Annotated in this window: 24 protein-coding genes; 9 read left to right on the top strand and 15 right to left on the bottom strand. The window is 68.1% G+C overall.

The annotated features are described in order from the left end of the window. The first annotated feature begins 63 nt into the window (after positions 1-63). Positions 64-465: a PaaI family thioesterase gene (locus AC07RM_RS13050; protein ID WP_495334759.1), complete on the top strand. Its 402-nt coding sequence runs from the start codon at positions 64-66 to the stop codon at positions 463-465. Between the two features lie 7 nt (positions 466-472). Here the strand turns inward: AC07RM_RS13050 and AC07RM_RS13055 are convergent, their stop codons facing one another. From AC07RM_RS13055 to AC07RM_RS13065, 3 genes are all read right to left on the bottom strand, one after another. Next, positions 473-709, bottom strand: coding sequence for a hypothetical protein (locus tag AC07RM_RS13055; RefSeq protein ID WP_495334760.1), 237 nt, complete (start codon positions 707-709; stop codon positions 473-475). A gap of 114 nt (positions 710-823) precedes the next feature. Then, complete coding sequence (locus AC07RM_RS13060) at positions 824-1,669, bottom strand: zinc ribbon domain-containing protein (protein ID WP_495334761.1); 846 nt, start codon at positions 1,667-1,669, stop codon at positions 824-826. Between the two features lie 5 nt (positions 1,670-1,674). Beyond that, positions 1,675-2,115, bottom strand: a complete 441-nt coding sequence (locus AC07RM_RS13065) for a hypothetical protein (protein WP_495334762.1) — start codon at positions 2,113-2,115, stop codon at positions 1,675-1,677. 131 nt (positions 2,116-2,246) lie between these two features. Here AC07RM_RS13065 and AC07RM_RS13070 point away from each other — a divergent pair, with 131 nt between their 5' ends. Further along, positions 2,247-5,288, top strand: coding sequence for a CHAT domain-containing tetratricopeptide repeat protein (locus AC07RM_RS13070; RefSeq protein WP_495334763.1), 3,042 nt, complete (start codon positions 2,247-2,249; stop codon positions 5,286-5,288). Here AC07RM_RS13070 and AC07RM_RS13075 read toward each other — a convergent pair. The 5 genes from AC07RM_RS13075 to AC07RM_RS13095 form a co-directional block, all read right to left on the bottom strand. Continuing rightward, a complete protein-coding gene (locus AC07RM_RS13075) occupies positions 5,276-6,094 on the bottom strand; it encodes an MmyB family transcriptional regulator (protein WP_495334764.1) in 819 nt (272 codons plus the stop codon). The two genes, AC07RM_RS13070 and AC07RM_RS13075, sit on opposite strands and share 13 nt — an antisense overlap. Continuing rightward, positions 6,091-6,522, bottom strand: coding sequence for a PaaI family thioesterase (locus AC07RM_RS13080; protein WP_296779255.1), 432 nt, complete (start codon positions 6,520-6,522; stop codon positions 6,091-6,093). The genes AC07RM_RS13075 and AC07RM_RS13080 overlap by 4 nt, the downstream gene beginning before the upstream one ends. Continuing rightward, a complete protein-coding gene (locus AC07RM_RS13085; RefSeq protein WP_495334765.1) occupies positions 6,519-6,899 on the bottom strand; it encodes a nuclear transport factor 2 family protein in 381 nt (126 codons plus the stop codon). Before AC07RM_RS13085 ends, AC07RM_RS13080 begins: the two co-directional genes overlap by 4 nt. Positions 6,900-7,004: 105 nt before the next feature. Further along, positions 7,005-8,786, bottom strand: coding sequence for a phage integrase family protein (locus AC07RM_RS13090; RefSeq protein WP_495334766.1), 1,782 nt, complete (start codon positions 8,784-8,786; stop codon positions 7,005-7,007). A 175-nt stretch (positions 8,787-8,961) separates the two neighbouring features. Further along, positions 8,962-9,933, bottom strand: coding sequence for a DMT family transporter (locus AC07RM_RS13095; RefSeq protein ID WP_495334767.1), 972 nt, complete (start codon positions 9,931-9,933; stop codon positions 8,962-8,964). A 72-nt stretch (positions 9,934-10,005) separates the two neighbouring features. Here AC07RM_RS13095 and AC07RM_RS13100 point away from each other — a divergent pair, with 72 nt between their 5' ends. Next, the gene (locus tag AC07RM_RS13100; RefSeq protein WP_093352805.1) at positions 10,006-10,494 is read left to right on the top strand and encodes an Lrp/AsnC family transcriptional regulator; all 489 of its coding nucleotides are present in this window, start codon (positions 10,006-10,008) and stop codon (positions 10,492-10,494) included. A gap of 209 nt (positions 10,495-10,703) precedes the next feature. Here the strand turns inward: AC07RM_RS13100 and AC07RM_RS13105 are convergent, their stop codons facing one another. Both AC07RM_RS13105 and AC07RM_RS13110 read right to left on the bottom strand, forming a co-directional pair. Then, positions 10,704-11,801, bottom strand: coding sequence for a ParB/RepB/Spo0J family partition protein (locus tag AC07RM_RS13105; RefSeq protein ID WP_490878746.1), 1,098 nt, complete (start codon positions 11,799-11,801; stop codon positions 10,704-10,706). A 475-nt stretch (positions 11,802-12,276) separates the two neighbouring features. Beyond that, on the bottom strand, positions 12,277-13,431 hold the full coding sequence (locus AC07RM_RS13110) for an AAA family ATPase (RefSeq protein WP_256222935.1): 1,155 nt from the start codon (positions 13,429-13,431) through the stop codon (positions 12,277-12,279). 657 nt (positions 13,432-14,088) lie between these two features. Here AC07RM_RS13110 and AC07RM_RS13115 point away from each other — a divergent pair. The 4 genes from AC07RM_RS13115 to AC07RM_RS13130 all read left to right on the top strand — a co-directional run bounded on the left by AC07RM_RS13115 (position 14,089) and on the right by AC07RM_RS13130 (position 18,062). Beyond that, a complete protein-coding gene (locus AC07RM_RS13115) occupies positions 14,089-15,417 on the top strand; it encodes a RepB family plasmid replication initiator protein (RefSeq protein WP_495334768.1) in 1,329 nt (442 codons plus the stop codon). A 374-nt stretch (positions 15,418-15,791) separates the two neighbouring features. Continuing rightward, positions 15,792-16,244: a MarR family winged helix-turn-helix transcriptional regulator gene (locus tag AC07RM_RS13120; RefSeq protein WP_495334769.1), complete on the top strand. Its 453-nt coding sequence runs from the start codon at positions 15,792-15,794 to the stop codon at positions 16,242-16,244. A 13-nt stretch (positions 16,245-16,257) separates the two neighbouring features. Further along, positions 16,258-16,812: an isochorismatase family protein gene (locus AC07RM_RS13125; protein ID WP_495334770.1), complete on the top strand. Its 555-nt coding sequence runs from the start codon at positions 16,258-16,260 to the stop codon at positions 16,810-16,812. Beyond that, the gene (locus tag AC07RM_RS13130; RefSeq protein WP_495334771.1) at positions 16,809-18,062 is read left to right on the top strand and encodes an MFS transporter; all 1,254 of its coding nucleotides are present in this window, start codon (positions 16,809-16,811) and stop codon (positions 18,060-18,062) included. The genes AC07RM_RS13125 and AC07RM_RS13130 overlap by 4 nt, the downstream gene beginning before the upstream one ends. Positions 18,063-18,110: 48 nt before the next feature. Here the strand turns inward: AC07RM_RS13130 and AC07RM_RS13135 are convergent, their stop codons facing one another. From AC07RM_RS13135 to AC07RM_RS13145, 3 genes are all read right to left on the bottom strand, one after another. After that, entirely contained in the window at positions 18,111-20,663 is a 2,553-nt protein-coding gene (locus AC07RM_RS13135) for a TonB-dependent siderophore receptor (RefSeq protein WP_495334772.1), read from the bottom strand. An 84-nt stretch (positions 20,664-20,747) separates the two neighbouring features. Then, complete coding sequence (locus tag AC07RM_RS13140) at positions 20,748-21,764, bottom strand: FecR domain-containing protein (protein ID WP_495334773.1); 1,017 nt, start codon at positions 21,762-21,764, stop codon at positions 20,748-20,750. After that, positions 21,761-22,270, bottom strand: coding sequence for a sigma-70 family RNA polymerase sigma factor (locus AC07RM_RS13145; protein WP_495334774.1), 510 nt, complete (start codon positions 22,268-22,270; stop codon positions 21,761-21,763). Before AC07RM_RS13145 ends, AC07RM_RS13140 begins: the two co-directional genes overlap by 4 nt. Positions 22,271-22,697: 427 nt before the next feature. Here AC07RM_RS13145 and AC07RM_RS13150 point away from each other — a divergent pair, with 427 nt between their 5' ends. Both AC07RM_RS13150 and AC07RM_RS13155 read left to right on the top strand, forming a co-directional pair. Next, positions 22,698-23,765, top strand: a complete 1,068-nt coding sequence (locus tag AC07RM_RS13150) for a catalase family peroxidase (protein ID WP_495334775.1) — start codon at positions 22,698-22,700, stop codon at positions 23,763-23,765. After that, the gene (locus AC07RM_RS13155) at positions 23,762-24,307 is read left to right on the top strand and encodes a cytochrome b (RefSeq protein WP_495334776.1); all 546 of its coding nucleotides are present in this window, start codon (positions 23,762-23,764) and stop codon (positions 24,305-24,307) included. Before AC07RM_RS13150 ends, AC07RM_RS13155 begins: the two co-directional genes overlap by 4 nt. 88 nt (positions 24,308-24,395) lie before the next feature. Here AC07RM_RS13155 and AC07RM_RS13160 read toward each other — a convergent pair whose 3' ends face one another. Beyond that, positions 24,396-25,832: an MFS transporter gene (locus AC07RM_RS13160; protein ID WP_495334777.1), complete on the bottom strand. Its 1,437-nt coding sequence runs from the start codon at positions 25,830-25,832 to the stop codon at positions 24,396-24,398. Positions 25,833-25,855: 23 nt separating this feature from the next. Next, positions 25,856-26,329, bottom strand: coding sequence for a nuclear transport factor 2 family protein (locus tag AC07RM_RS13165; protein WP_495334778.1), 474 nt, complete (start codon positions 26,327-26,329; stop codon positions 25,856-25,858). Between the last annotated feature and the right edge of the window lie 24 nt (positions 26,330-26,353).

The following is a 26,353-nucleotide window of genomic DNA, read 5'->3' on the forward strand; positions in this document are numbered from 1 at the left end:
TGCGCGGCGCCGCGTGCTTAGGATCGGTCTCCATCGGCGGCCCGCCGTCCCAAGGAGACCTGCATGCTCGACATCGCCTCGCTCCAGCAACTGCTGGAACCGATCTTCCCCGGCTTGATGGGCGTGCGCCTCACCATGCTGGAACCCGATCGCGTGGTCGCGCAGATGGAGGTGCGTGCCGACCTCTGCACCGCCGGCGGCATCCTGCACGGCGGCGCCTACATGGCCTTCGCCGACACGCTGGGCGCGGTCGGCACGATCGCGAACCTGCCCGAGGGCAAGCGCACGACCACCACCGATTCGAGCACCAAGTTCATCGCGGGCGCGAAGCTGGGAACGACCGTGACCGGCACCTGCGTGGCGCTGCACCGCGGCCGCACGACGATGGTGTGGCAGACCTCGGTCACCAATGCCGACGGGCGGCTCTGCGCGCTGGTGACGCAGACGCAGCTGGTGCTCGACTGACCGAAGTTCAGGCGGCTTTCTTGCCGCCCTCGGTCTTCTCGGCCTTTTCGGCTTTCTCTGGCGTCTTGTGCTCGGCCAGGCCCGGCTCGTGGAGCTTCGGGTTCTTCACGTCCTTCATCAGCTTCTCGCCCTCGGTGTCGCGGCCATCGGTCGGCACCGACTCCTCGCTGCCGACCTCGGGCTCCTCGCGCGGAAGCGGCTCGGTGTTCTCCGCGTGCTCGGCGCTGCGGGTGCTGGCTGGCATGGGGACCTCCTTTTGCGGATGAAAGGCTCAGCCTCGCCAGCGGTCACGGCGCGGCACGCCATCCTTCGGCGACAGCGCATGCAGGACATTGGCCATGGTCGGCCGGCGGCCCGGCTACTTCTTGAGCAAGGTCACGATGCCGGTGACCACCGACACGATCGCCGTCACGATCGGCGTGACTAGCGTGATGAAGTCGCGGATGCGCTCGGTGTACTGGCGCAGGCGCTGCGCCTTGCCCGGCGCGGGCGAACCGTCGGTGAGCGCGCTCGCGAGGCGGTGCGAGAGCCGGTCGATGCCGCGGTTGCGGCGATGGAACACCAGCAGGCCGGTAAAGATGCCGGTGATGTGGCTGAAGGCGATGCTCGTCACGTAATAGAGGATCTCGCGCCATTCGCGAGCGCCCCGCGGCATCAGCGGCACGTCGTCGGTGTAGGCGATGACCGCCGCCATGCCGAGCACCGACAGCACGGCGATGGCCACGGCCATCAGCAGCTGGTAGGGCAGCCGCACCCTGAACAACGCGACGAACAGCATGCCCAGGCCCAGTGGCAGGATCACCGAGGCCACGCGCAGGTACAGCTCGCTGAGGTCGAGCAGCACGATGGTGACGGCATGCATCGCGACCAGGCACAGCACGGGCAGCACGAGGAACAGCAGCACCGAGCCGATGCTGGGGCGCTGGGGCTGCGTGGGGGTTGGCGGGATCGCTGGCTCGGCTGCTTTCGGTGCCGGGACCACCGGCGCGGCCGGCGTCACCGCCGCACTGCGCGATGCACTCAGCGCATCCTCGAGTTCCGCGACACGCCGCGACAATGCCTCGAGCTCGCGCCGCAACGGCGCGAAGAAGAACAGGTCGCGCCCGCAATGCCGACACGCCAGCGCCTGCTCGGCGATGGGCTCGGCACAGTAGGGACAGGCGACCGTGCGCGGCGCGTCCGGCGAGATTGCGGCAACGCCCATGCGGCCTATTGCGCCTTGAACTGGATCAACTTGCTGCTGACGCGGCCCTCGGCATCGCCGACCTGCACGCGCAGCTGGTGCTCGCCCGCGGGCACGCGCGCGGCGTCGATCGCGATGCCGGTATCGCTGATGTAGGGCCGCACGCGTTCGGTGAGGTCGACCACCGGCTCCTTCATGTACTGCACCTTCACCGTCTTCGGATCGATCACGACGCCGCCGCGCGGCTTGAAGCCGATCTTCAGCGCGACCGCCTCGCGGCCGGCCTCGGTGCTCGGGCTCGCGACCTCGATGCCGGGTCCGCGCGTGAGGCCGGCGCGCTTGTTCTCGAGATAGGCCGAAGGCAGCTTCGCTTCGGCATCGGTGATCAGCTCGAGGCCGGAGGCGGCATGGCAGTACGCCGCGCCGCAGAGCAGGAAGACCAGGGTTGAGAACTTTCCTCTGAACATCGATTGCCTCGCCATTCGCCATTGCCGAAGACCAAAGTCTCGCGCCATCGCAGCGGGCCTCGCGCTACGAAAGCTCGTAGTCGTGCAGCGGCGCCGGCGCCCTTAGCTTCGGAGCATCCTTCGCGCGAAAGATGCCATTGCCCACCCTGCTCCACCGCCTCCTTCTTTCATTGCTCCTGCTGCCGCTGGCCGCCGCGGCCGCGCCGCCGTTTCCGCCGCTGGGCGCGGCCTATTCGGAAGTCGGCGGCCTCGTGCGCGAATCCGACGAGTTCGAGAAGGCCGGCCGCTTCCGCGACAGCGACGAACGGCTTCGCCGCGCGCTACGGCAGTTGCCGCGCGAACAGGCCGCCTCGCTGTCGATGGAGGCCTTTCTCGCGAAGGACCTGATCCTCGGCCGGCTCGCCGACAACAGCGATGCGCGCGCCGACGACGCCGCGCTGCTGGCCTGGCTCGAACAGCGCGCGGCCTGGCGCGATGCCTTCTGGGGCCGCGAGGCCAATGCGGCGCTGTCGGGGCGCAACGCACTCGCGCTGCAGTTGTGCAAGGTCGGCCGCTGCCGCGAAGCGCTCGCGCTGCAGGAAGAGATCTACCGCCTCACGCTGAAGTCGGCCGGACCGGCCGCGCGCAACACGCTGGTCGCGCGCCACAACCTCGCGGGCACGCTCGGCGAATCGGGCCGCTACGGCGAGGCGCTGGCGATCGGTGAAGAACTTGCAGCAGCCGCGCAGGCGCAATGGGGCGCCGACGATCCGACGACGCTGCGCATGCGCAATGCGTTGGCGGTGAACCTCACCGACCTCGGCCGTTTCGCCGAGGCGCTGAAGCTGCACGAGCAGGTCTACGAAGCGCGCCGCCGCGTGCTGGGCGCGCAGGCCCCCGACACGCTGAGTTCGCTGGCCAGCCTGTCGGCCACCTACTCGGCGCTGTACCGGCACCGCGAGGCGCTGGCCTATGCGCAGCGCGTGCACGAGCTCACGGCCGCGGCCCATGGCGACAGCGATCCGCGCAGCGCGCGGGCCGCGAGCGCCGAGGCCATCGAACTCCGGCGCATGGGCCGGCTCGGCGCCGCGCACGACAAGGCGCGGATGGCCTGGACGCAACTCGCGGCCGCGCGCGGCGCGGGGCATCCCGACACGCTCTATGCACTCAACGTGTACGCCAGCGTGCTCGAGGCGCAGGGGCGGCACGCGGAAGCGGCGCAGCGCTCACGCGAGGCGATCGACCTCCGCGTCGCGCTGATCGGCGAGCAGCATCCGCTGACGCTGGCCGCGGTCCACAGCCTGGGCCGCTCGGTGCTGTCGGCCGGCGATGCGAACGAGGCGCTCGCGCTGTTCGAACGCGCGCACGAGGGCCGGCGCGCGCTGCTGGGCGACGCGCATCCCGAAACGCTGCTGTCGCTGATCGAGCGCATGGGCGCCGCGCTGGCCGCTGGCCGGCTCGATACGGTGAAGCCGCTGATGCCGCAGTTCCAGCGCGACGTGGAAGCGCTGCGCGCGCAGCACGGCCTGAGCGTGAAGAGCCGGCGCGCGCTGTTCGAACGCTATGTGGAGGGCTACCGCCACCATGCGCTGGCCAGCGTGCGCGACGGCGAGAACGCGCGGGCCTTCGAGATCGCGGAGCTGTCGAAGGCCCGCACGCTGATCGAGAGCACGGCGCTGCAGCAGGCCAACCGCGGCCGGCTGCTGCCAGCGAAGGAGCAGGAAGCGGTCGACCGGCACGAGGCCGAGCTGGCGCGCATCGACCGCAGCCTCGACGAGACCGGCGCGCAGGTCGACCGGCGCCAGACGCTGGAGGCCGAGCGCAACCGCGTGGTGCTGTCCTATGCCGACCTGCAGCGGCGGTTGCGCGCGCAGCATCCGAAGTACGCGCAGCAGTCGCAACCGCACCTCACCTCGCTGGCCGATGCGAAGCGCCTGCTGCCGGCCGACAGCGTATTCGTGAGCTACCTGCTCGATGGCGACCGCGTGATGGCCTTCGTGGTCGATGGCAGCGGGCTGCTGCAGGCTGCCGAACTCGCACCGCTGCCCGGCCTGGCCGACAGCATCGATGCCTACCGGCGGCTCGTGGGCGATGCGCTCGGCGAGGGACAGGCGGTCTGGCAGCTCGGGCCCGAGCGCTATCGCGTGGCACCGGCCGCGCAGCCGCCGCTAGAAGGCGCGCAAAGCGTGAGCGATGCGGCGCCGATCGCGCACTGGCTGTCGCGGCGACTGATCGCGCCGCTGCAGGCGAGTATCGGCACGCGGCGGCGGTTGATCGTCTCGCCCGATGGCGCGCTCGCGATGCTGCCGTTCGAGACGCTGCCGGTCAATGGCGAGCTGCTCGCGCAGCGCCACAGCGTGGGCTATGTGCAGTCGCTCTCGATGATGGAACTGCTGCAGCGCCGCTCGGCCAGCTACGGCCGCCTGCCACCGCGCAAGGCGATGCTGGCGATCGGCAATCCCGTGTACGAAGGCAATGCACGGGCGGCGCAGCCTTCGGCCAAACGCGGCGCGGCCGCCGGCGACGATGCGCTGCTGTCGGCCCGCGCCTCTGCCGAGAGCGAGGAAGGCATCGGCGCGGCGGTCGAGGAACTGCGCGAGAACAGCTGGGAGAACCTGCCCGGCACACAGCGCGAACTCGAGAGCATCGCGCGCGTGTTCCAGCATCGCAAGGTCGACCTGATCAGCGGTGCCGACGCGACCGAGCAGAACCTGCAGCGGCTCGACCGCGGCGGCGAGCTCGCGAAGTACCGGCATCTGCTGTTCTCGGTGCACGGCTACCTGAGCCCGAGCGTGCCGGCGCTGAGCGCGCTGGTGCTGGGCCAGGTCGACAACCCGCCGTCGGTGGACGGCTATGTCACGGCCGCGGAATGGCCGGGCTACACCTTGCGCAGCGACCTGGTCGTGATGTCGGCCTGCGAGACCGGCATCGGCAAGGTGGTGGCGGGCGACGGCGTGATGGGACTGCCCTATGCGCTGTACGTGGCGGGCAACGTCAACACGGTGATGACGCTGTGGCCGGTCAGCGACGAGAGCACTGCCCGCTTCATGGAGGCCTTCTTCGCGCGCATCGAGCGCAGGCTGCCGGTGGAACGCGCGCTGGCGGAAACCAAGCGTGCCTTCGCCGAGGGCGAATACGGCGAACGCCTGCGCAAGCCCGCCTACTGGGCGCCGTTCGTGCTCTACGGCACCTGAAGCGCGGGCGCCAAGGGCACGTGGCGTGCCATCGCCTCGGAGGTGGCGCGGTCGCGCGGAAACCACATCTCGACGCGCAACGAGGCCGGCGTCACGTCCTGCGGCAGCGCGAACACGCTCTGCATGACCTCGAAGGACAGCGCGCCGAACTCGGTGTCGAAGACGAAGCTGAAGTAAGGCACGCCGACCGCGCGGCCGCGTTCGGGCATGCGGCCCGGGTAACGGCGCTCGAGTGCGCGCGCGAGCCATTCGACGCGCGAGGCGAGCGCGGGCCGGCTCCAGGTTTCGGCGCGCAGTTGCGTGAGCAGCGCGGCGGCCGTGGCCTCGGGCTCGCGGGCGCGCGAGAGCAGGCCCTGCGGATGGCCGATGGCCGTGATGATGTCCAGGCCCATGCCGCCACCACCGGCCGTGCGCCAGAGCCCGGGCATCACGACCGACGACAGCCAGCGCGCGCCGCGGTTCTGCTCCACCGTCTTCCAGTCGGCATCGAAAGCCAGGCCCGGATGCGGCAGGTGAGCCTCGAGCGTGCGGCGCACGGCCTCGCGCACGAGCGTGGCTTCGGCGCCCTGCGTGTCCTCGTCGGGCTGCGGCAGTGCGAAGCCGCATTGCAACAACGCTGCGTTGCGCACCGACACCGGCACGCCCAACTCGGCCATCCACGCGAGGATCAGGCCGCGGCTCGGCAGCGCGCGGCCCGACTCGAGAAAGCTGATGTGGCGCTGCGAGACGTCGAGGCGCCCCGCGAGCTCTAGCTGGCTGATGCCGTGCTCGAGCCGCGTGCGGCGCAGGATCAGCGCGATGCTCACACGGCGGGCCGCTCGCCCATCGCGGAGATCGTGCCCTGCGCGACGGCCACGAGTTTCTCGCCGCCTTCGGCATCGATCGCGAAGATCTCGCAGGCACAGACGGCCTGGCGCTTCCCGCCGTGCAGCACGCGGGCGCGCGCGAGCAGCGTGTCGCCCTGCGCGGGGCGCACGTAGTTGATCTTGTACTCGGCGGTGACGACCGCATCGGACAGCGCGCTGCCGCCAGCGAAGGTCAGCGCGTTGTCGGCCAGGTAGCTGAGCACGCCGCCATGGGCGAAGCCGTGCTGCTGCTTGAGCTCGGGCCGCAGCGCGAGGCGCAGTTCGGTGAGCGCGGGGCCGAAGGCCAGGATCTCGGTGCCCAGCAGCACGCTGAAGGGCTGGGCCTGCAGCACCGAGCGTGCGTAAGCCAGTTGCTTGGGCTCGCTCATGGCGCGGGCTTCTTCGGCGCCATCTGCGCGGGGTCGTAGAAGAACTGTTCCGACGCGATGCGCTCGCCCGACCAGCGCTGCCAGGCGATCTCCTCGATGCGGCTGCTGCTGCCGTCGAGCCAGTCGAACTCGAAGATCCAGCGGATCGCGACATGGTCGCCCTGCACGAAGGCCGGCCGCACGCACTGCGAGCGGACCGCACAGGCGCGGGCCAGCGTGGCGCGCTCGCGCGCGATGTTGGCGGCCAGCCCCACGCGCGGCGGCGACTGGTTCTCCTGCATGGACGAGTCCTCGGTATAGAACTCGGCGAGGGCTTCGGCGTGGAAGTTGGACTCCACGCGCGCGATGAATTTCTCGAGGGTCTCTGCTGTGGGCATGGGAAAGGCTTTCGAATCCGGGAGGGGCGCCGGGGCCACGATGGGCCGGCCGACGTCGGCCATCATGCGACGCGGCACGAAGGCTGTCGATGACCTGCCAAGTAGTCAGGCCTGGGGCGCGGGCAAGCCCTCGCGCGCGGCGCGGCGCAGGTGATGCGTGGTCAGTTCGCGAAGCTGCGCGGCCTGGGCTTCGTCGAGGCCGTGCGCGGCCTGGTGCAGGAAGCGCTTCATGGCCTTGTGCAGGCCCGAGGCCGACCACGCACCGGGTTGCAGCGGATGCGAGACGAAGCGCGCGAGCACGGCGATGCCGCGGTTGGCATGCGCATCGACGCGCGGCTCGAAGCCATGGCGCGCGAGTTCTTCCTCGAGCTCGCGCACGTGCTCGGCCGCGAGCGGCACCTGGCGGGTCGCGCCGCGCGCGCCCTTCACCTGGAGCTGCCAGGGGTGCGCCGTGCGCGCTGCTTCGTCCACTGACGGCGGCACGAGATCGCCGCAGCGCAGCGCCACCACCTCGCCGAGCCGCAGGCCGGTCGCGCGGATCCATTGCAGCGCGCGACGCAGCCGGCGCGCGGCTTCGTCGTCGGCGCGCAGTTCGAGCTGCAGCTCGAGGTGCGCCCATGGTGCCGGTGCGGTGGGAGCCGGCGCCGCGGCGGGCACCGGCAACTCATGGGGCGCAAAAGGATTGCACACAAGGTAGTTGCATCGCACCAGATGACCGAACAGCCCGCGCAGGACGACCAGCGCCTGGCGCCGCGCCGCAGGCGACAGCACGCCCTCGAAAGGCCGCCACTGCGGCGACCAGCGCTGGTGATGGCGCGGGCCGCACCACGCGGCGGGCGGCGCGCACAAAAAGTCGCCATAGGCCGCGGCATCGTCGGACGTGAGCGAGGACAGCGGCTTGCCGCGTTCGAGCACGGCCCACAGCAGCAGCCGCTCGGCCTCCTTGCGGTAGGCGCGCTGCGTGGCGCTGAGCGTCGGCGGCGCCGCGGACGCACGTGCATCGCGGGGCGCGCCACGGCCGGCCAGCCATTGACTGATGGCTTCGGGATCGTTGCGCGCGCCACTGCCCGGCGTCGGCGAACGGAACAGGCCCAGGCTGCCGTCGAGCGCGGGCGGCAGCACCAGCTTCTCGAGCGGCCGCAATTCGGTGGCGGGCGCCACCACGGCATGCAGCACCTCGGGCGCGAGCTGCGAACGGCGGCGCAGCGCATGGTGGCCGATGCGCAGGCCCAGCGCCTGCTCGTTGACCTGCAGCCATTCGATGACGCGCGCCGCCTTGTGGGCGCCGATGCCCGGCACGCGGGTCCACCAGCGCGCGCCGCTGTGGTTCACGCGCTCGACCAGTTCGCGCAGGGTGCCGAGGTGGGCGCGTTCGAGGCGCGCGGCCAGCGCGGGGTTGAGCCAGGCGGCGACCGGGTCGTCGGGCCGGGGGTCCTCGGCCGTGAGGCCCTCGAGCCACTGCAGCGCCTCGAGCTGGCGCGCCACCACGCGCGCACGTCGCGAGCCGGCACCGCCCTGCCCGGCCCCGCCGCCCGCGCCCGTCCCGGGGTAGGCGGCCTCGTAGGCCTCTATCTGCTCGGCATGGGAGAAGTCTTCCAGCCCCTGCGCGTGTGCGAAGTCCTCGAGCGTCGGCAGCTTGGGCGCGCTGGCGAAGCGCTCGGGATCGAGCAGGATCAGCCGCGCCGTGCCGGGCCGGCGCTCGCGCCGGGCGGCCGCCGCGAAGGCGTCGCGCATCCAGCCGATGGTGCGCCGCACGTTGCGCATGTCGGCCGACTCGCCCTCGAGCCGCAGATAGCGGTCCCAGCTCGCGCGAGCATCGAGGCCCTGGATCAGCGCGCGCATGAAAGCGAAGTGGGCGCGCTGCAGGCGTTGGCGGTGGGCTTTCATGCGGCGGTCGGGTGCATCGGATGGGGCGCGAAGGCCTCAATAATCATCCACGCGATTTTGCGATGTCAAATGCCGATGTCAAGCCCATCGACGGATTTTTCTCTTTTGTTTTCAAGCACTTGGCGTCGGTTTTGAATCTGTCCGGAAGCGGGACGCTGGCGGCGGAACCCTCGTTTCAATGGCTTGCGGCCGTCGCCGGACGGTGCGCCGCCAGGCACGACACCACGCTCAGGATCACGAAGCCGAGGGCCAGCAGCTCGAGCGGCGTGGGCGCCCTGCGCTCCCAGGCCAGACCGTAGACCAGCGCGAACAGGGTCTCGAAAAGGATCATCTGGCCCACCAGCGTGAGCGGCAGCAGCCGGCTCATCCGGTTCCACAGCGCATTGCCGGCGATCGATGCCACGAGCGCCAGGCCGGCCGAAACCGCCCCGAACCGGGCCCATGCGCCCAGTTCGTGGTGGGCGGATTCGAGCAGCAGCGCCACCGGCACCAGCAGCAGGCTCTGGGCGCCCGTGACGATGCCGGTCAGCAGGTTCCAGTCCTGTCCCGAGACGCCCTCGAGGCGCTGCAGGCAGCGGGCGTTGCGCACGGCGAAGGCGGTCCAGGACGCCAGCGCGCCGACCGCGCAGGCGAAGCCCAGCACGGAGGCGCCCAGGCCGCCGCTGGCGGGCGCGGCAAACGCCTGCCAGCCGATGCAGACGGCGCCGGCCACGCTCAGCAGGATGGAGGGCAGCAGCGCGCGCAGGGGCACGGCGCCGTGGTCGCGGCTGCCGATCACCGTGACCGCCACGGGCAGGAAGCCGATCACCAGCGAGGTCATGGCGATGCCGCCGTTCTGGACCGCGCTGGACAGCAGCAGGTAATAGAGCACGTTGCCCGTGAAAGCCAGCCAGGCCAGGCTGCGCCAGTGCCCGCGCGCGAGCCGCGGCGCCAGTGCGCGCCACCGCGGCAGCAGCAAGCAGGCGGCGATCAGGCCGAAGAAGAGGTAGCGGCCGATGGTCAGCATCAGCGGGCTGAAGTCCCGCACCAGCGCGGGCGCCAGGAACACCAGGCCCCAGAGGGCACCGGCCCCGGCACCGCAGGCCACGCCCAAGGCCTTGCGGCGGGCCTGGGGGTCAGTGACGCCGGAGGAGAAAAATGTCATCATGGACGCACTTTATGCTTGCCATGGTGAAGAATTGGCTGGATTTTCAGCCTCTTCACGCAACATTCGCTCTAGATGCCCACCAGACTCACCGAATCGGGATACGTCCTCGACCGCCAGGACCGCGCCATCCTGCAGATCCTGCAGCGCGACAACAAGACGCCGCAGCGCGTGATCGCGGAGGAAGTGAGCCTGTCCGCGCCGGCCGTCCAGCGCCGCATCGCCGCGCTCGAGGCCGCCGGCGTGATCCAGCGCAACGTGGCGGTGCTCGATGCCGATGCGCTGGGCGCCACCATCACCTCGATCGTCGAGGTGCAGCTGGTCGACGAACGGGCGGCGACGGTGGACCGCGCCAAGGCCATCTTCCGCGAGACGCCCGAGGTGCAGCAGTGCTATTACGTGACCGGGGGCGTGAGCTGCGTGCTGATCATCGTGGCGGCCAACATGCGCAGCTACGAAGGGCTGACGCGGCGGCTTTTCGCGGAGAACGAGCAGGTGAAGAGCTTCCGGTCGCTGGTGGCGCTGGACCGCGTGAAGACCGATACCGCCATCGTCATCCCCTAGATCGATGGCTTGAAGGGTTTCCGAAGCGCTGGGCGCAGGTGCTTCGGAAATCCCAAATCTACTCACATTGAGCTTTGGAGAGCGCTCAGAAGGTGGGAAGGAACCGTCGCGAGCGCCCCAAGGTAGCGTCGAGGACCGCAGCCGTACTGACATACGGCGAGGACCGCGAATGCGGGATCGGGGCGCGCAGCAGCTTCATTCACACCTTCTCAGGCGCCGGTAGTCCGGAGCTTCAGCAGCGCATCGCCCACGGCTTTCTGGATCGCTTCCACGTCGCCGTCGGCCGATGCCTGGGAGGTCAGCGTGATCGTGACCTCGCCGAGCTTGGAGCGCGCGAGGGTGCCCAGGCGCGTGCCGTTGGCCTGCAGTTCGAGCCGTTCCGCGCGCTCCATGCTCGGGCGGGCATCGAGCAGCCGCGCCACCACCATCGAGGCCGAGAGGTCGTGGCCCCGGAGTTTCTCGGCCCGCTTGAGCACGGCACGGCGGTCCTTGTCCATCGCGGCATGGATCTGCTCGGCGTGGCGGAAGCCGACCTCGAGCGGCGTGCGGAAACATTCGACGATCAGCGAAGGCAGCGCCGCGACCTGCAGCGCCTTGCGCACCCAGGTGTGGCTGACGCCGAGCGCCTCGGCCAGTTGGCGCTGCGTGGGGAACAGCTGCTCGTCGAGCGCGCGCTGGTACATCATGCCCTGCTCGTAGGACGAGAGATCCGCGCGTTCGCGGTTCTCGCGGTCCATGGCGGCGAACAGGGCGGCGTCGCCGAGTTCTTCCTGCCAGATCGAGGCCAGCACCGGAATGCCGAGTTCCAGGCAGGCGCGATGCCGGCGATGGCCGAACACCAGTTCGTACTGCCCTTCCTCGTCCTTGAGCGGCCGCACCAGGATCGGCTGCACGTTGCCGCCCGCATGTTCGATGTCGGCCTTGAGGCCGGCGAACTCGGCGTTCGAGAACGCGGTCTCGTGGCGGTTGGCCCAGCGGCTCGGGCGGATGGTCTGGGGATCGAGCTTGCGCGTGGGCAGCGAGCCTTCGTACTGGCTGAGCTTTTCGCGCAGCGCGGCCATCTCGCCTTCGACCTGCTGGATCTGGCCGCGGAAAGCCATCATCTGGCCCGGGCCGGTGCGGGGGGCGAGCGAGCTCTTGCCCACCGGTGGAAACCTGGTTTCCACGGCGGCGGGCGGCATGAAGGGCGGCACCTCGGGCGCGGCGGCTTCGGGCAGCGCGGTGGTCGGTGGAGCGGCCGGTGGCAGATCCTGCGGCAGCGAGAGGTTGGCGGTGAGCGCCTCGAGACGCTTGCGTGTGCTGGACATGGTCATGTCTCCTTGAATCTGGAAACCCGGTTTCCACGGACGGGCCGGACGAGTGCCGGTGGAATGGGCGGGTGGCTGGAAACCTGGTTTCCACGGCGCGGGTGTGCGAAGGGTTTCGACACCGGAGCGCGCATCGTGCCGACGGACCGGATCGCCGGCGCGGCAAAAGCCGAAAGCGCCGAGGTCGTCGGCGCCGTGTTCCCAGGGAGGGCGCCTGGGGTCTGCATATATAGAGAGGGCGGTGAAGACGGCGGCCAGGGGCCGGAGGTCCACGCATCGACAGGACGCGTATCGGAGGCGGCTGCTGGAAACCTGGTTTCCACGCCACCCCGTCTTTCAAACCTGGCGCGCCGCGGCCTCGCGATCGCCCGGCCCTGGCGGCCCGGGCCAAACGCTTCCTCGGGCCGCGCTGCGAGCCTTTTCGACATGGGCGTGGAAACCAGGTTTCCACGCACCGGATCCGACGAACTCCTCATCAACGCGGGCGCCCCTGCGCACCCCAGGCGCCCACCACCGATTGCTCGACCAGTTCGACGAAGGCGTCGTACGCATCGACGGCGCGCTTGTAGGTCTTGGCGGCGCCTTCGTAGCGCTGCACGTCGTAGACGGTCGCGAACTCGGCCGCCTTGTTGCTGGTGACGCTGGTCTTCGGAATCTCGACCGGCAAGGTGTACTCGCCATAGGTCGCCTGGATCCACTGCCGCACCGCGGGCATGGCGGGGTCGGCCGCATCGACGCGGCTCAGCAGCACGTGCAGGAAGTCGAAGGCCTTGCCTTCGCGGTCCTTGCTCTGGCCGTCAAGGTTGCCGCCGAGGTCGGCCAGCAGCGACCAGAACTGCGCCGACGAGGCGAAGTCCAGGCCCGAGGGTGGCACAGGCACGACGATGCCGTTGGCCGCCCACAGGGCATTGATCGTCACATAGGACAGTGACGGCGGCGTGTCGATCACGATCACGTCGTAGAGATCGCGCACGCTCTCGAGGCCTTCGTTGAGCACGTCCCAGAACTTGGCGCCCGGCTCCTGCATCTGCCGCGCCGGCAGCGCGAACTCGGCCGAGAACAGGAAGGGCGCGGCGGCCACGAGGTCGATGCCGTCCCAGTAGGTCGAGCGGATCGCGTAGCGGATGTCGCGCTCGGTGCCGTCGCACAGCGGGCCGATGGTCATGTCCTCGGTCACCTCGGCTTCGGGCAGCAGGCCGTGCAGCGTGGTCAGCGAACCCTGCGGATCGGTGTCGATCGCGAGCACGCGGTGGCCGCGCAGGCTCAGGCCCTGGGCCAGGATCATCGCGGTGGTGGTCTTGGCCACGCCGCCCTTGAAGTTACCGACCGCGATGGTCACGGCCTTACGGCCGGCGGGACGCATCTTGTCGGCGCGGTAGGTGCGGGTCCAGCGACGCAGTTCGTCGAGGCCGAAGTTGCGCTTGCCGCCCGAAGGTGTGAGCCGGCCGGCCGGCAGGTCTTCCTTGGTGATGCGGTAGGCGACATGCGCCTTGTCGACGCCGCACAGGGCGGCGAGCTGGGCGGTGGAAAAAATGGGCGGCACCTTGCGGGCCTCGGGGGCCAGCAGCATGCTGCGGATCTGCTCGACCATCGAACCGGCCCGCGTTGCCAGGGCGGCAATCTTGGACATGTTGATGACCTGGCGGGGGGGAAGCGGAGCCTCGGTGGAAACCTGGTTTCCAGGGATCGGCGGTGCATTGACGGACATCGGGGAGACACCTTATTCGACAGAATTCTGCAATTCTACGAGAATCTGTCGAATGAACAACTTCCACCGAGTACGAGGGAATTTCCCGCCTCTCTATTGTGAGGTCGGTTGGGGAACCCGTCGCGGAGTTGTCAAAAAGCGGGCGCGATCCGGGTCCATCGGCGGGCGCCGGGCAGCCCGGAGGCCCCAAACCGGCGCTGCGGGGGCGGTCATCGCCGCAATCCGGGGCCCGCACCGCCCCGTTCCCCTTGTCCACTCACATTGGACCCCATTCCTGCTCACATTCCAGGGGTCGGTACCCCAACGGATCTCACATCAAATCCCAACGGTCCTCACATCAACTCCCATAAACACTCACAGAAAGCCTCGCAAGTCCTTGTCGTGAAAAGAGAAATCGGACCACCAACTCTTCAATCTCCCAAGTGTTTATCTTTAAACTCACCAAGGCACCCGGGTTTGTGATTTGACGAATTCACATTAGCCACGCATCATGTGAACCCTCCCGCTTACGCAACCATGGCCGACGACGACCTTCCACGCACACTTCCTCGCCCGCCACCCCCGGCGGACGAGCAGAGCGTGGCCAAGGCCAACGAGGCCATCGCCATCCGGCCCAAGCGGGGCCGGCTCACCTTGCTGTCGCGCCGGATCTACAACGCGCTGCTCTACCACTCGCAACGCCAAGGGGTCGACGAACCCGTCTACCAGCTCCCGCTCAGCGAGCTGATCGGCGACGCCCGCTTCAACTCGAACAACACCGAGCTGCTCAAGGCCCACCTGCGCGACATGCAGGCCACCACCATCGAGTGGTCGACCAGCGGTCCCGCGCTGCGCCGCTGGGTGTCGACCCAGCTGCTGGGCACCGTCACCATCGAGGAGCAGGGCCGCGGCCGTCCGTGCATGGTCACCTGGCGCTATCCCGACGAGATCAAGGAAAGGCTGGTCAAGCCGCACCAGTACACGCGTGTGCTGCTCGAGATCAGCGGCCAGATGCGCAGCTACTCGGCCGCCGTGCTCTACGAGATCGGCGCGCGCTACCTGACCTCGCCGGGCCGGCTGTCGATGCGCGAGGACGTGCTGTGGTGGGCCGCCGTGCTCACCGGCCGCAGCGACATCAAGGAGGTCGACTACCGCTTCCTCAAGCGCGACGTGATCAGCAAGGCCCTGGCCGAGATCGACGCGCTGTGCGAGGACTTCAGCATCGAGCTCATCGAGCACAAGCGCGGCCGCAAGATCGAGGAGATCCAGTTCCGCGTCGTGCCCAAGGTGCAGCAGCGGCTCGGCGACATCTCCTCGGCCGACCGCAACGTGTTCGACCTCGAGCTGGTCGGCCGGCTCATCGCGCTGGGCATCAAGCAGGAAGAGGCGCAGGACCTCTACGCCATCACCGACGAAGGCCAGATCCGCGCCACGCTCGACCATGTCGAGCAGCGGCTGCGCAATGCCGCGATGCCCGAGCTCAAGTCGCCCGCGGCCTATTTCAAGGATGCGCTCAAGAAGGGCTATGCCGGCCTGAAGGCGCTGCCGCCCACGGCCGGCGCAGCCGCCGCCCCGGGGTCGTCGGCACCGGCCACGCCCGCGCCGCCCGCGGCGGCGCCGGCGCTGTCCGAAGGCGAGCGCATGCGCCGCATCCTCGAGCTGTGGGAGAACGCTCGCATGGTGCAGGCGCGCGCCCTCTATGCCGAGATGCCCGAGGCCGACCAGGCGCAGGTGCGCGCGCGCTTCGAGGCCGACCGGCTCGACCTGCTCGCCGCACCGATCGCGCGCGCCTGGCGCCGCGAGGGACCCGCGAGCCGCATCGCCGCGAGCTCGTTCCACAAGTGGCTCGCGCAGGACACCTGGCCGCAGGAGCCGAACGAGAAGGCGCTGCTGGCCTTTGCGCTCGAGCGTGGCGTGACGGGGATGTGAGGCGGCGAAGACGGACGCGGCGTCAGATCGCGCGTCGTTCACGGAAGATCACATCGGCCGCACGGATTCGCTAGGCGTCTGACAGCCTGAGCTGCGGCACGGCATTCAAGATGGCCGAGTCGCTTTCGATCATCGGCCTATAGGAGTAGAGGGCGTGTGTGCCTGCAGACCAGATTCAGTTCTGCTGACCCTCGTTCGTGTTCATGGGACGAACGTCGACCGAGAGGTCGGTGGGCATACACCGCGTTAGCGTATTTTCAGGGGCGACAGCGGCCCCATAGGTCCGCAGCAGGACGCAATCCAGCTCATGCAGGGCTAAGAAAACTATGAAGGAAAACTTTGTAGTTTGTCTTCGCATCGAATAGCATTGCGCCATGAACAAGTCAGCGAGCGCCCCTCACGATCTACGGGCGCACGCGCTGGCCGCGGAACTGCGCATGCTGATGGCCAAGCTCAACCGGCGGCTGCGCGAGCAGTCGCATGCCGGCGATCTCACGGGTTCCCAGAAAACCGTGCTTCTGCATCTCGAGCGCGAAGGTCCGGCCACGGTCACGACCCTTGCGCGCACGGTGGGCGTGCGTCCTCAATCCATGGGCGCGACCGTGGCCGCGCTGCAAGGGGCGGGACTTGTGAGCGGCGCGCCCGACCCGGCCGATGGGCGCCAGACCATCTGGTCGGTCACGCCGGTCTTTCGCAAATGGATCAAGGACGCCCGCGCCGCGCGCGAGGACTGGCTGTTTCAGGTCATCCAGACCAGGCTCGCCCCGCGTGAGCAGGAAGCGCTCGCGGCATCCATCGAACTCTTCAAACGCCTCGCCGAAGACTGAAAGCGAACTCACCATGCCCGTCACCACCCTCGATCCTCGAACCGCCCTCATCGTCATCGACCTGCAAAAGGGCATCCTCGCGCTGCCCGTTGCGCATGCCACCGGCGAGATCGTGCAGCGCGCCAGCGCCCTGGCGTCTGCCTTTCGCCAACGTGCGCTGCCCGTGGTGCTCGTCAACGTGGCAGGCGGTGCCAAGGGCCGCACCCAGCAGCAGCGCCCCGGCGGCGAACTGCCCGCCGACTGGACCGAGCTGGCCGCCGAACTCGACCGCCAGCCCCAGGACCACCTGGTCACCAAGCACACGTGGGGTGCCTTCACGAACACGGGACTCGAATCGCACCTGAAGGCGCTGGGCGTCACGCAGGTCGTGATCGTCGGCGTGGCCACCAGCATCGGCGTGGAGTCGACCGCACGCCAAGCCTACGAACTGGGTTTCAACGTCACGCTTGGCATCGACGCCATGACCGACATGAATGCCGACGCTCACGCCAACAGCATCGCCCGCATCTTTCCGCGCCTGGGCGAGACCGGTACCACGCAGGAAATCATCGACCTGCTCGCTCGGTGAGCAGCAGCACATTCCGTTCGCTCAGGGGCTACAACTACCGTGTGTGGGCCGGTGGCGCGGCGGTGTCCAACGTGGGCACCTGGATGCAGCGCACCGCGCAGGACTGGATCGTGCTCACGCAGCTCACGCGCCACAACGCCACCGCGGTCGGTATCGTGATGGCGCTGCAGTTCGGCCCGCAATTGCTGCTGCTGCCGCTCACCGGCTGGGCGGCTGACCATCTCGACCGGCGCAAGCTGCTCATGGTCACGCAGGCCACCATGGGCGCGTTGGCGCTCGGGCTGGGTCTGCTGACACTCACCGGCCTCGTGCAGCTGTGGCACGTGTACGTGTTTGCGCTGCTGCTGGGGTGCGTGGCTGCCTTCGATGCACCGGCGCGCCAGACCTTCGTGTCGGAACTGGTCACCGAGATCGACCTGCAGAATGCAGTGGCGCTGAACTCCACGTCATTCAATGCCGCGCGAATGATCGGCCCGGCGGTCGCAGGCACGCTCATCGCCGCGGTCGGTACGGGCTGGGTCTTCGTGATCAATGCGGCCTCCTACGTGGCCGTCATCGGCGCGATGAAGATGCTGCGCGTGCATGAGCTCTATCTGCGCCAGCGCGCAGTGCGCACCCGCGGCAGTTTTCTCGAGGGCTTCCGCTACGTTTGGCGGCGCCCCGACCTGAAGGCCGTGCTGTTCATGCTCTTTCTGATCGGCACCTTCGGCCTGAACTTCCCGATCTTCATCTCCACGATGTCGGTCACCGTCTTTCATGCGGGCGCCCACCAGTACGGCCTGCTGTCTTCGATCATGGCGATCGGCTCCGTTGCAGGCGCGCTGCTTGCCGCGCGGCGCGACAAGCCGCGCATGGGCGTGCTCGTGGTGGGTGCGTCCGTTTTCGGCGTGGGCTGCGCGCTGGCCGCGCTGATGCCCGGCTACTGGCTCTTCGGCATGGCGCTGATCGTGGTGGGTGTGGCCGCGCAAACCTTCACCACCACGGTCAACAGTTGGGTGCAGCTGTCGACCGAGCCCGCCATGCGAGGGCGCGTGCTGGCGATCCTGCTGGCCATCGTGCTCGGTTGCACGCCGATGGGTGCGCCCCTGGTCGGTTGGGTGGCCGACACGTTCGGGGCGCGTTGGGCGATGGGTGTGGCGGCGCTGTCGGGGCTGGCCGCGGCCATCGTCGGGTGGCGCTACCTGTCGACTTACGGCCGGCTGTCGCCGGCGGGCGCTTCGCAGGCAAAACCGGGGTCATGGGACGGGTGAAAACGGCTGGCGCTGATGCGCGGAGACACTTGACACTCGATGGCCGCGCTACCAGCTGTACCCAGCGGTCACATAGACACTGCGACGCTCGCCGTAGTAGCAGCCCGTCGACGACAGGCAAGTCGCCACATAGGTCTTGTCCGCCAGGTTGGACACGTTCAGCGCCAGGCGCAGGCCCTTGAGTGCGGGGCGCCAGCGCCCGAGGTCCCAGCGCAGGGCCGCATCCATGAGGGTCACACCGGGCACGCGGAACTGGTTCGCGGCATCGCCGTAGGTGGTGCTGATGCGGCGCACGCCCGCGCCCAGCGACAGCCCGGGCGCGATGTCCATCGGAAAGGCGTAGTCCAGCCACAGTGCCGCCTGGTGCTCGGGCACATAGGGGAAGCGCTTGCCCAGGGTGCTGGCGCCCGACGCGTTGGCGTTGGCACGCGTGACCCGGCTGTCGGTGTAGGCATAGGAGGCGATCACATCCAGGCCGCGCGCCAGCGGTGCCTTGGCTTCCAGCTCGAGGCCGCGCACACGCACCTCGCCAGTCTGCTCGCTGAACGATCGGCTCAGTGGATCCGGGGTCAACACATTGCGTTGCGTCAGCTCATAGACGGCCGCCGTCACCATGGTTTTGGATCCGGCCGGTTGGTACTTCAGACCGGCCTCGATCTGCCGGCCCGTGGTGGGCTCGAAGGGGTTGCCCTGCCGGTCGGTGCCGGCGGCCGGCTGGAACGAGGTGCTGTAGCTCAGGTAGGGCGCGAAGCCACTGTCGAAGTTGTACATGAGCGCGGCGCGCCCGGTGAACTTGTCGTCGTGCTGGTCGACGCGTGCAATGCGCGCCGTCGCGGTCGTCAGCGTGCGGGTGTCGGTGTCGGCCTTGTCGTAGCGGCCGGCCAGCACGAGGCTCCAGCGGTCCAGGTGGATCTGGTCCTGCAGGTAGAAGCCGGTCTGGCGGCGCTTCTGGTCGATATGGGTCGCGACGCTGGGCACGGCGCCGGAATCGGTGCCGAAGACCGGGAGGTAGGCGTTGAAGGGTCGCGTGATGATGCGCAGGTTGGTCTCGTCGAACGCGGATTTCTCATTGGAGAAGTCCACGCCGGCGAGCAGCGTGTGCCGCAATGTGCCGGTGGCGAAGTCCGCCTGCAGCTGCGTGTCGGCGGTCAGCAGGCTGGCTTCTTCTGGAAAGGCCCAGGCGTAGCGCAGCAGCGACGACGGGTTGCAGGCCGCCAGGCAGACGGCCTGAATGCGTTGGGTGTACGCGTCGACCTTGCCGTAGCGCAGGTTCTGGCGCACGGTGAAGGTGTCGTTGAAGCGGTGTTCGAATTCATAGCCCACGAAGCGCTGCCGGTTGCTGAAGCGGTCGTAGCTTGGCTCGCCGACGAAGGTGCGCGTGGGCAGGGCAGCGTAGCGGCTGGTGTCGAGGGTGCCCGCGGCGGGCAGTGCCGGCGCGCCGCCGCCGCCGGGAGAGTCGAGCGACTGCCACTGGCCGAGCACCGTGAGACGCGTTGCGCTGGAAGGGCGGAAGGTCAGCGACGGGGCGAAGTAGGTCTTGCGCTCGGAAACGTGGTCGTAGGAGGTGTTGGCCTCCCGGTGCAGCGCGACCAGCCGGTAGCTCCAGATGCCATCGGCATCGATGGCACCGCCGAGATCGAGCGCCGCCTGGCGCCGGTCGTGGCTGCCGAACTGCAGCTCGACCTCGCGCACCGGCTCGAGCGTCGGGCGCTTGCTGACCATGTTCACCAGCCCGCCGGGCGTGGCCTGGCCGTAGAGCACCGACGACGGGCCCTTGACGACTTCGACGCGTTCCAGCCCCCAGGGCTCGATGCGCGGCTGCGAGTAGCCGCGTGCGCCGAAAGGCAGGCGCAGGTTGTCCAGGTAGCGCGCGGGCGGCGTGAAGCCCCGCAACGTGAGCCAGTCCAGGCGCAGGTCGGTGTTGCCGTACTGAGCGACGATGCCCGGCGTATAGCGAAGGCTCTCGACCAGCGTGGTCGCGCCCTGCGCGTCCATCTGGTCGCGCGTCACGACGGACACCGACTGCGGCGTCTCCATCAGGGGCGTGTCGGTCTTGGTGCCCGAAACGCTGCGCCGTGCGATGAAGCCGGACACCGGGCCGGTGCCGGTCTCCCGGCTCGCTTGGGGCTCCACGACGATCGCCGGCAGTGACCCGGCCGAGGGCTGACCCGCTGCCGACGGGCTGGCGGGGCGCGACGCATCGCGCTGCAGGGAGTAGATGTTGTCGCCCGTGCGAGTCGCCCTTAGGCCGCTGCCCTGGAGGGCCGTTGCGAGCGCTTCCTGCAGGGTGAAGCGTCCGCGCAGGCCGGGGCTGTCGAGCCCGGCGGTGAGGGATGCATCGACCGAGAGCAGGATGCCCGATTGGCTGGCGAGCTGCGTGAGGACGCCGGCCAGCGGGCCGGGCGCGAGGGCGTAGTCGCGCGCACCCTGCTCCGCGGGCGACTGGGCGAGCGCAGGGTTGGCATGCAGGACGACGGCGGCAGGCAGGATGGCGAGCGCCGTGCCCAGCGCACGCGCCGCGAGCGTGGTGCGACGCAGGCGCGAGCGGGGCGGTCGTGCGGGGCGCAGGCCATGGAGGGAAGGAATCGAGAGGTCGCGCATGGAGGCTTTGAGCAAATGGAAGGGTTGGTACCTTCCTTGCCACGCGACGGTCGCAAAAGGGGAACCTGCGCCGCGAATCTTTTTTCAGTGGCGGTTGTCGGGGCCCTGCGCGGGCTCGATGGTCACCCACCATGGCAGCACGCGGTTCACCCGTACCGGGAGGGTGGCCTGGAGCGCCGCGAGGATCCGGTCGGTGTCCGCCAGCGGATAGCTGCCCACGATCCGCAGGTCGCGAACGGCCGGGGCGCAGGCGAGGTGGCCGCGCCGGTGGCGAGCCAGCGCATCGATGAAGTCGCCCAGACGCATGTCGTTGGCGACAAGCTGGCCGCGCGTCCAGCTGTCGCTTCCCGCGTCCGCGGCCGCCGGAGCTTCGACGCGGTCGACGAACAGCCGGGTCTGTTCATTGGCGCGCAGCGTCAGCGACGGCCCGCCCCGGGCGGGCTGGACGCGCACCTCGCCTTCGAAGACCGTGACGAGTGCCGAGCCGGCGGCGTTGCCGTCGCCCTGCACGGTGAAGCGCGTGCCCAGCGCCGTGAGCCGTCCCTGGGCGACCTCGACCACGAGCGGTCGATCTTCCCAGGCCGGGTCGTGTCCTGTGGACACCAGCACTTCGCCGGCATGCAGGAGGATGCGTCGATGGGTGGCCGTGAAGTCGACATCGACCGCTGACGCGGTGTTGAGCCAGAGCCGGCTGCCGTCCTCCAGCGCGATTTCACGGCGCTCGCCGGTCTGCGTGCGGTACGTTGCCACCCATGCGCGCCAGGGCACTTCGCGCTCGAGCAGCCAGCCGGCCACGCCGGCCACGGGCAGCAAGGCCAGCACGCGCAGCGCGCTGCGTCGGCGGCGCGTGGCCGTGGCCCGCGTGTCTTCGAGGATCTGGCGTGCAGGGAGATGGCGCACGGACGAGAAGTCGCGGGACACGGCCTCGACCTGTTGCCAGGCGGCACGCGCACCGCCATCCTTGCGCAGCCACGCTTCCCAGCGCAGCCGGTCGCCCGCGGTGGCCGACTCGGACTGCAGCAGGGCGAACCAGGTCGCCGCCTGCTGCAGATGTTCGAACGTCGCCCGGGGCTGTTCCGGGTGCGCCGAGATCGCCGTCATGGCTCCTGCGCAAGAAGAAGGCACTGCAACATCGCCTGGGCCATGTATTTCTTGATCATCCGATCCGACACGCCGAGCTCGAACGCGATCTCCGCGTAGGTCCGACCGTCGATCTGCGACAGCAGAAAGGCCTTGCGCGCCTTGTCGCTCAGCGTGTTCAGCATGGCGTCGATCCGGCACAGCATTTCCACCGCGATCATTCGCTCCTCGGGCGAGGGGGCAAGCAGCTCGGGCTGTGCGGCGACCGCTTCCGCCCAGGCGCGCTCCACGTCGGCGCGGCGCCAGTGGTTGACGATCACGCCGTGGGCGAGCGTGCGCAGGAATGCGCGTGGCTCGCGCACCTGCGCCAACTCGCGCGAGGTGATGAGCCGTACGAAGGTGTCGTGCGCCAGGTCCGCGGCCTGGGAGCTGCCGCTCAGCCGGCGCAGGAACCAGCCGAGCAGCCACCCATGGTGCTCGCGGTAGATGCTGTCAATCAGCGCGGGGGCTGGCAGAGGGGCGGACATGGGGGCACGGAAGGCGTGGCAAATAAGAATAGTTCTTATTCTAAAGAATTACATCCTCCGCCACGCTGATGCCGTCGTTGAAGCTTGAAAATCAACTAACGGCCTGACGCGTTAGCGCATCGGGCTCGATCGCCGCCGCGCCAGTACCTCTTGCCGCCAATGAGGGGGTCGAGCAGAAGACCGCCTGTGGCAGCGGCATCGGCTGCGTAGGCATGTGCGGCGCGGTCCGAAACTTCTGCAAGGCCGTTCAGTGCCTGGAATCCGTTGAAGGCGGCGTAACCAGGAGCCATTTCTTCTCGAACTAAGGCCTGACGAATCGGACAGGCCAGCGTGTTGTCTGGTTGCTTGCCAACCCGTTGAAAGGGCATGAGATGAACAATTCCAAACACACCCACTGCCTTCGACAGGTGCAAGGGAGAGTAAGCGGATGAAGAACCGACAAGATCAAGCTGCCAACGGGCGACCCACCGTGATCCGACTCGCCGCGATCGCTCTTTCGGTCGGGGCCGTTGCCTGTGCCTTCGCCTATGCGGCTGGGTGGCTGACACCCGCGCGCCTGACGCCCGAGAAGATCGTGGATTCGCTCGCGCCGCCAAGCGGACCGGTCAAGGGCTTCCGGCGCAATCATGCGAAAGGCATCTGTTTCGCTGGAAATTTCGAGGCGAACGGCGCGGCGGTCGCGGTTTCACGCGCGTCGATTTTCAAGGCCGGGAGCTACCCGGTCACGGGTCGCTTCAATCTTGCGGGCCCCATTCCGACCATGGCAGATGGCACGGGTCGCGTACGTGGGTTGAGTCTTCGAATACAGGCGCCAGACCAGCAGGAGTGGCGCACCGCGATGATCAATGCACCATTCTTTCCGATCGCGACGCCGAAGGAGTTCTATGAACTTCAGCGTGCCAGTGCGAACAAGGATGACCCTGGCGCAGTCAAACAGTTTGCAGCCAGCCATCCCTCGCTTCGCGAATTCGGCGCATGGGCGGGCAGTGCGCCCTATGCCGAGTCCTACGCGGAGGATCGCTTCAACAGCCTCAACAGTTTCGTACTGACCAATGCACAGGGTCAGAGCCAGACCGTTCGCTGGTCATTCATTCCGACCGCCGCCATGGTTCCGGTGCCGTCGGAGGACCTGAAGAAGCGCGATCCCGATTTTCTCTTCAAGGAAATCACCCAACGGGTCGCGGACGCCCCGCAGAAGTGGAGGCTGGTACTGACGCTCGCCAATCCGGGTGATCCCACTGCCGATCCCGCCAAGGTTTGGCCAGAGGATCGCCGGCAGATTGAAGCGGGCACTCTCGTGGTGACCCGGATCGAAGCCGAGGCCAACGGACCGTGCCGCGACATCAACTTCGATCCCACGGTTCTGCCCGAGGGAATGCAGACCTCCGACGATCCGTTCCCTGCAGCGCGCTCGGCCGCCTATGCGGTGTCCTATGACCGACGCACCTCGGAGTCGAAACACTACCCTCGCGTTCAAGCCGAAGGCAAGCCATGAGCCATCAAAGCATGAAGTTCTCGAAGCTGCAGCGCGTGCTCCATTGGGTCATGGCGATCGGCATCCTCGCGATGTTGTTCATCGGGGTCGGCATGATGTCCACGATCGATCGCGCTTACCTGGTGCTGGTAGGCATCCACAAGCAGCTCGGCATTGCGATACTTGTCCTGGCGCTGCTGCGTCTCATCGTGCGCTGGCGCAGCGGGGCACCTTCGTTGCCTGCCAGCATGAGCGAGCCCATGAAGCTTGCGGCAAGGTTGTCGCATGTCGCGTTCTATGCGCTGATGATCGCGATGCCTTTGCTGGGATGGTCCATGTTGTCGGCGGCGGACTATCCCGTGACCTTGGCCGGGATGCGGCTGCGCTCCATCGTCCCACCCAGTGCCGAGCTGTACAGCATCCTGTGGAGCGCCCATCGCTTCCTCGCGTTCTGCCTGTTCGCATTGTTCTTGCTGCACTTTGCTGCTGCGCTTCTTCATGCCTGGGTCCGAAGGGATGGCGTGTTCGAGACCATGACCTTTGGTCGCCGAGGCGGTCGCTGATTCATTCGGCCGGCGTGCGTTCCTCGCGACCCGTGCGGCGATGTCGGATGTCTGCGGGTCACCTGCGAGATAGAGCACCCGACGCCGGCTAGTTGGGTGCAGGCCGGGCAGCGACACCGATTCCCGACCTCGAAGCGACAACGGACAAGATGGCCGCAAGGGTCAGGCTCGCTCCAATGCAAAGCATGGCGGCAACCAGTGCTTTGGCCATGGAACTCGCGCTGGGCGAAGTGCCTGCGACAGTGAAGAAGACGCCGCCGATGACTGCGACGCCGAGGGCGGCGCTGATCTGCAAGGCCGAGTTCGTGATGCCGGCAATCATTCCGGAGCCGCTCACCGGTGCACGGTCGATGACCGAGCGCACGAGGGTAGGCAGTGCCCAGCCCTGCCCGAAACCCAGAAGTCCCACCGCAACGATGAGCGGAAGCTGGGCCGGCATTCGTGCGGGGGCGCCAGCAACCAGCGCCGCGAGGTACAGGCATCCGGCCACCTCGAGCAGCATGCCAATGGCGGGAACCCACCTGCCGAAGAGACGGACGGCAAGCGGTGTCGTCAAAGGACCGATGAAGAAGCCGACGCCGAACGGCAGGAACACCAGTCCCGTTGCCAGGGGATCCAGACCCAGTGCCGACTGGAGGTAGACGGAGAACACCAGAAAGAAGGCAGAGACGACGTAGAAGAAGAGGACCCCGGCGAGGCCGCTCATCAATCCAGGCATGCGGACCAGGTCGATGCTGACGAGCGGGACGCCGCCCCGTCGAGAGAATGCCTTTTCATACCGCCAGAAGCTGAATGCAGCGATGGGTGTTGCGATGAGCATGACGCATGCCCACCATGGCCATCCCCTTTCGCGCCCCTCTACCAGGGGCACGATCAGCAGGCTCAGCGTGAGCGCGCAGAGCAGGACACCGCCCCAATCGATGGGCGCGGGGCTATCGCCGCGGACATCCGGCAGCAAGGGCAAGCCTCCGATCAGGACCGCGGCCACCACGGGCAGATTGATCAGGAAGATGATTCGCCACTGAAGGTGAAGGACGTCTGCGGAGATCAAGGCGCCGCCCAGGGCTTGCGCGATCACTGCTGCCAGCCCTACGGTGGCGCCATAGAGACCCAGGGCGCGCGAGCGCTCCCGCACGGGAAACAGGGCATGAACGGAGGCCAGCCCCTGGGGGGCCATGGCGGCTGCGCTGAGACCTTGGAGTATGCGTCCCACGATCAGCATGGAAGGCGAGGTTGCGAGGCCGCACAGCAAGGACGTGAGTCCGAAGCCGCTGATGCCCAGCAGGAACATGCGACGTCGGCCGAAGAGGTCGCCAAGCCGCCCACCGGTGATGAGGAAGACCGCGTAAGCCGCCGCATATCCGGAGATCACCAGTTGCAATTCAGCAGCACTCGTACCGAGGTCGCCCTGAATGGATGGCAGCGCGACATTGACGATGAAGAAGTCGAGCGGAGGCAGGAACGCTCCCACCAGCAACACCGCGAATGCGAGCCACCGACGCGAATCTGAAGTTGTTTCTTGCATGATTTCGGCTGCGGCGGTTCTGTTCAGAGGGGACGACCGAAGCGTTCCGTGCCCATGATGGGAGCCCAGTTCTGCAAGGGCGTGGCGAAATGCATCTCGAAGATGCGCTGCTGGAACGCCCAGCGCCCGTCTCTTCGCTGATAGATGTCCTTGTACTGGCCGCTCACTTGCAGCGGTCCCTTCTCGACGTCATAGAAGAGGCAATCCGCCGCAACCAGGCCATGGCCGTTGTCGCCGTCGAGCGTGATGATCGCGTTCGCCATCCAGTGATGCATGTGCGGCATGCGTTTCATGTTGACGCGTGCTTGCGCCAGGATCGCATCGAGTCCTTCCGCGTTTCCATTGGCGCCAAGGAGCAGCCGCGAGTCGGGGTGCCAGAGGGTTGCCAGCAGCGCTTCATTCATCGTGTCGAATGCTTCTGCGTAGTTGGCGATCAGGGCATCGATGGCGAAGCGGCTTTCGATGGCGTCGAGGCGAGCTTCAAGTTCTTTTGACATGTGGGGTTCTCCGTGAGTGAGCGG

It is taken from the genome of Variovorax sp. GW821-FHT09B05, from assembly GCF_059418265.1.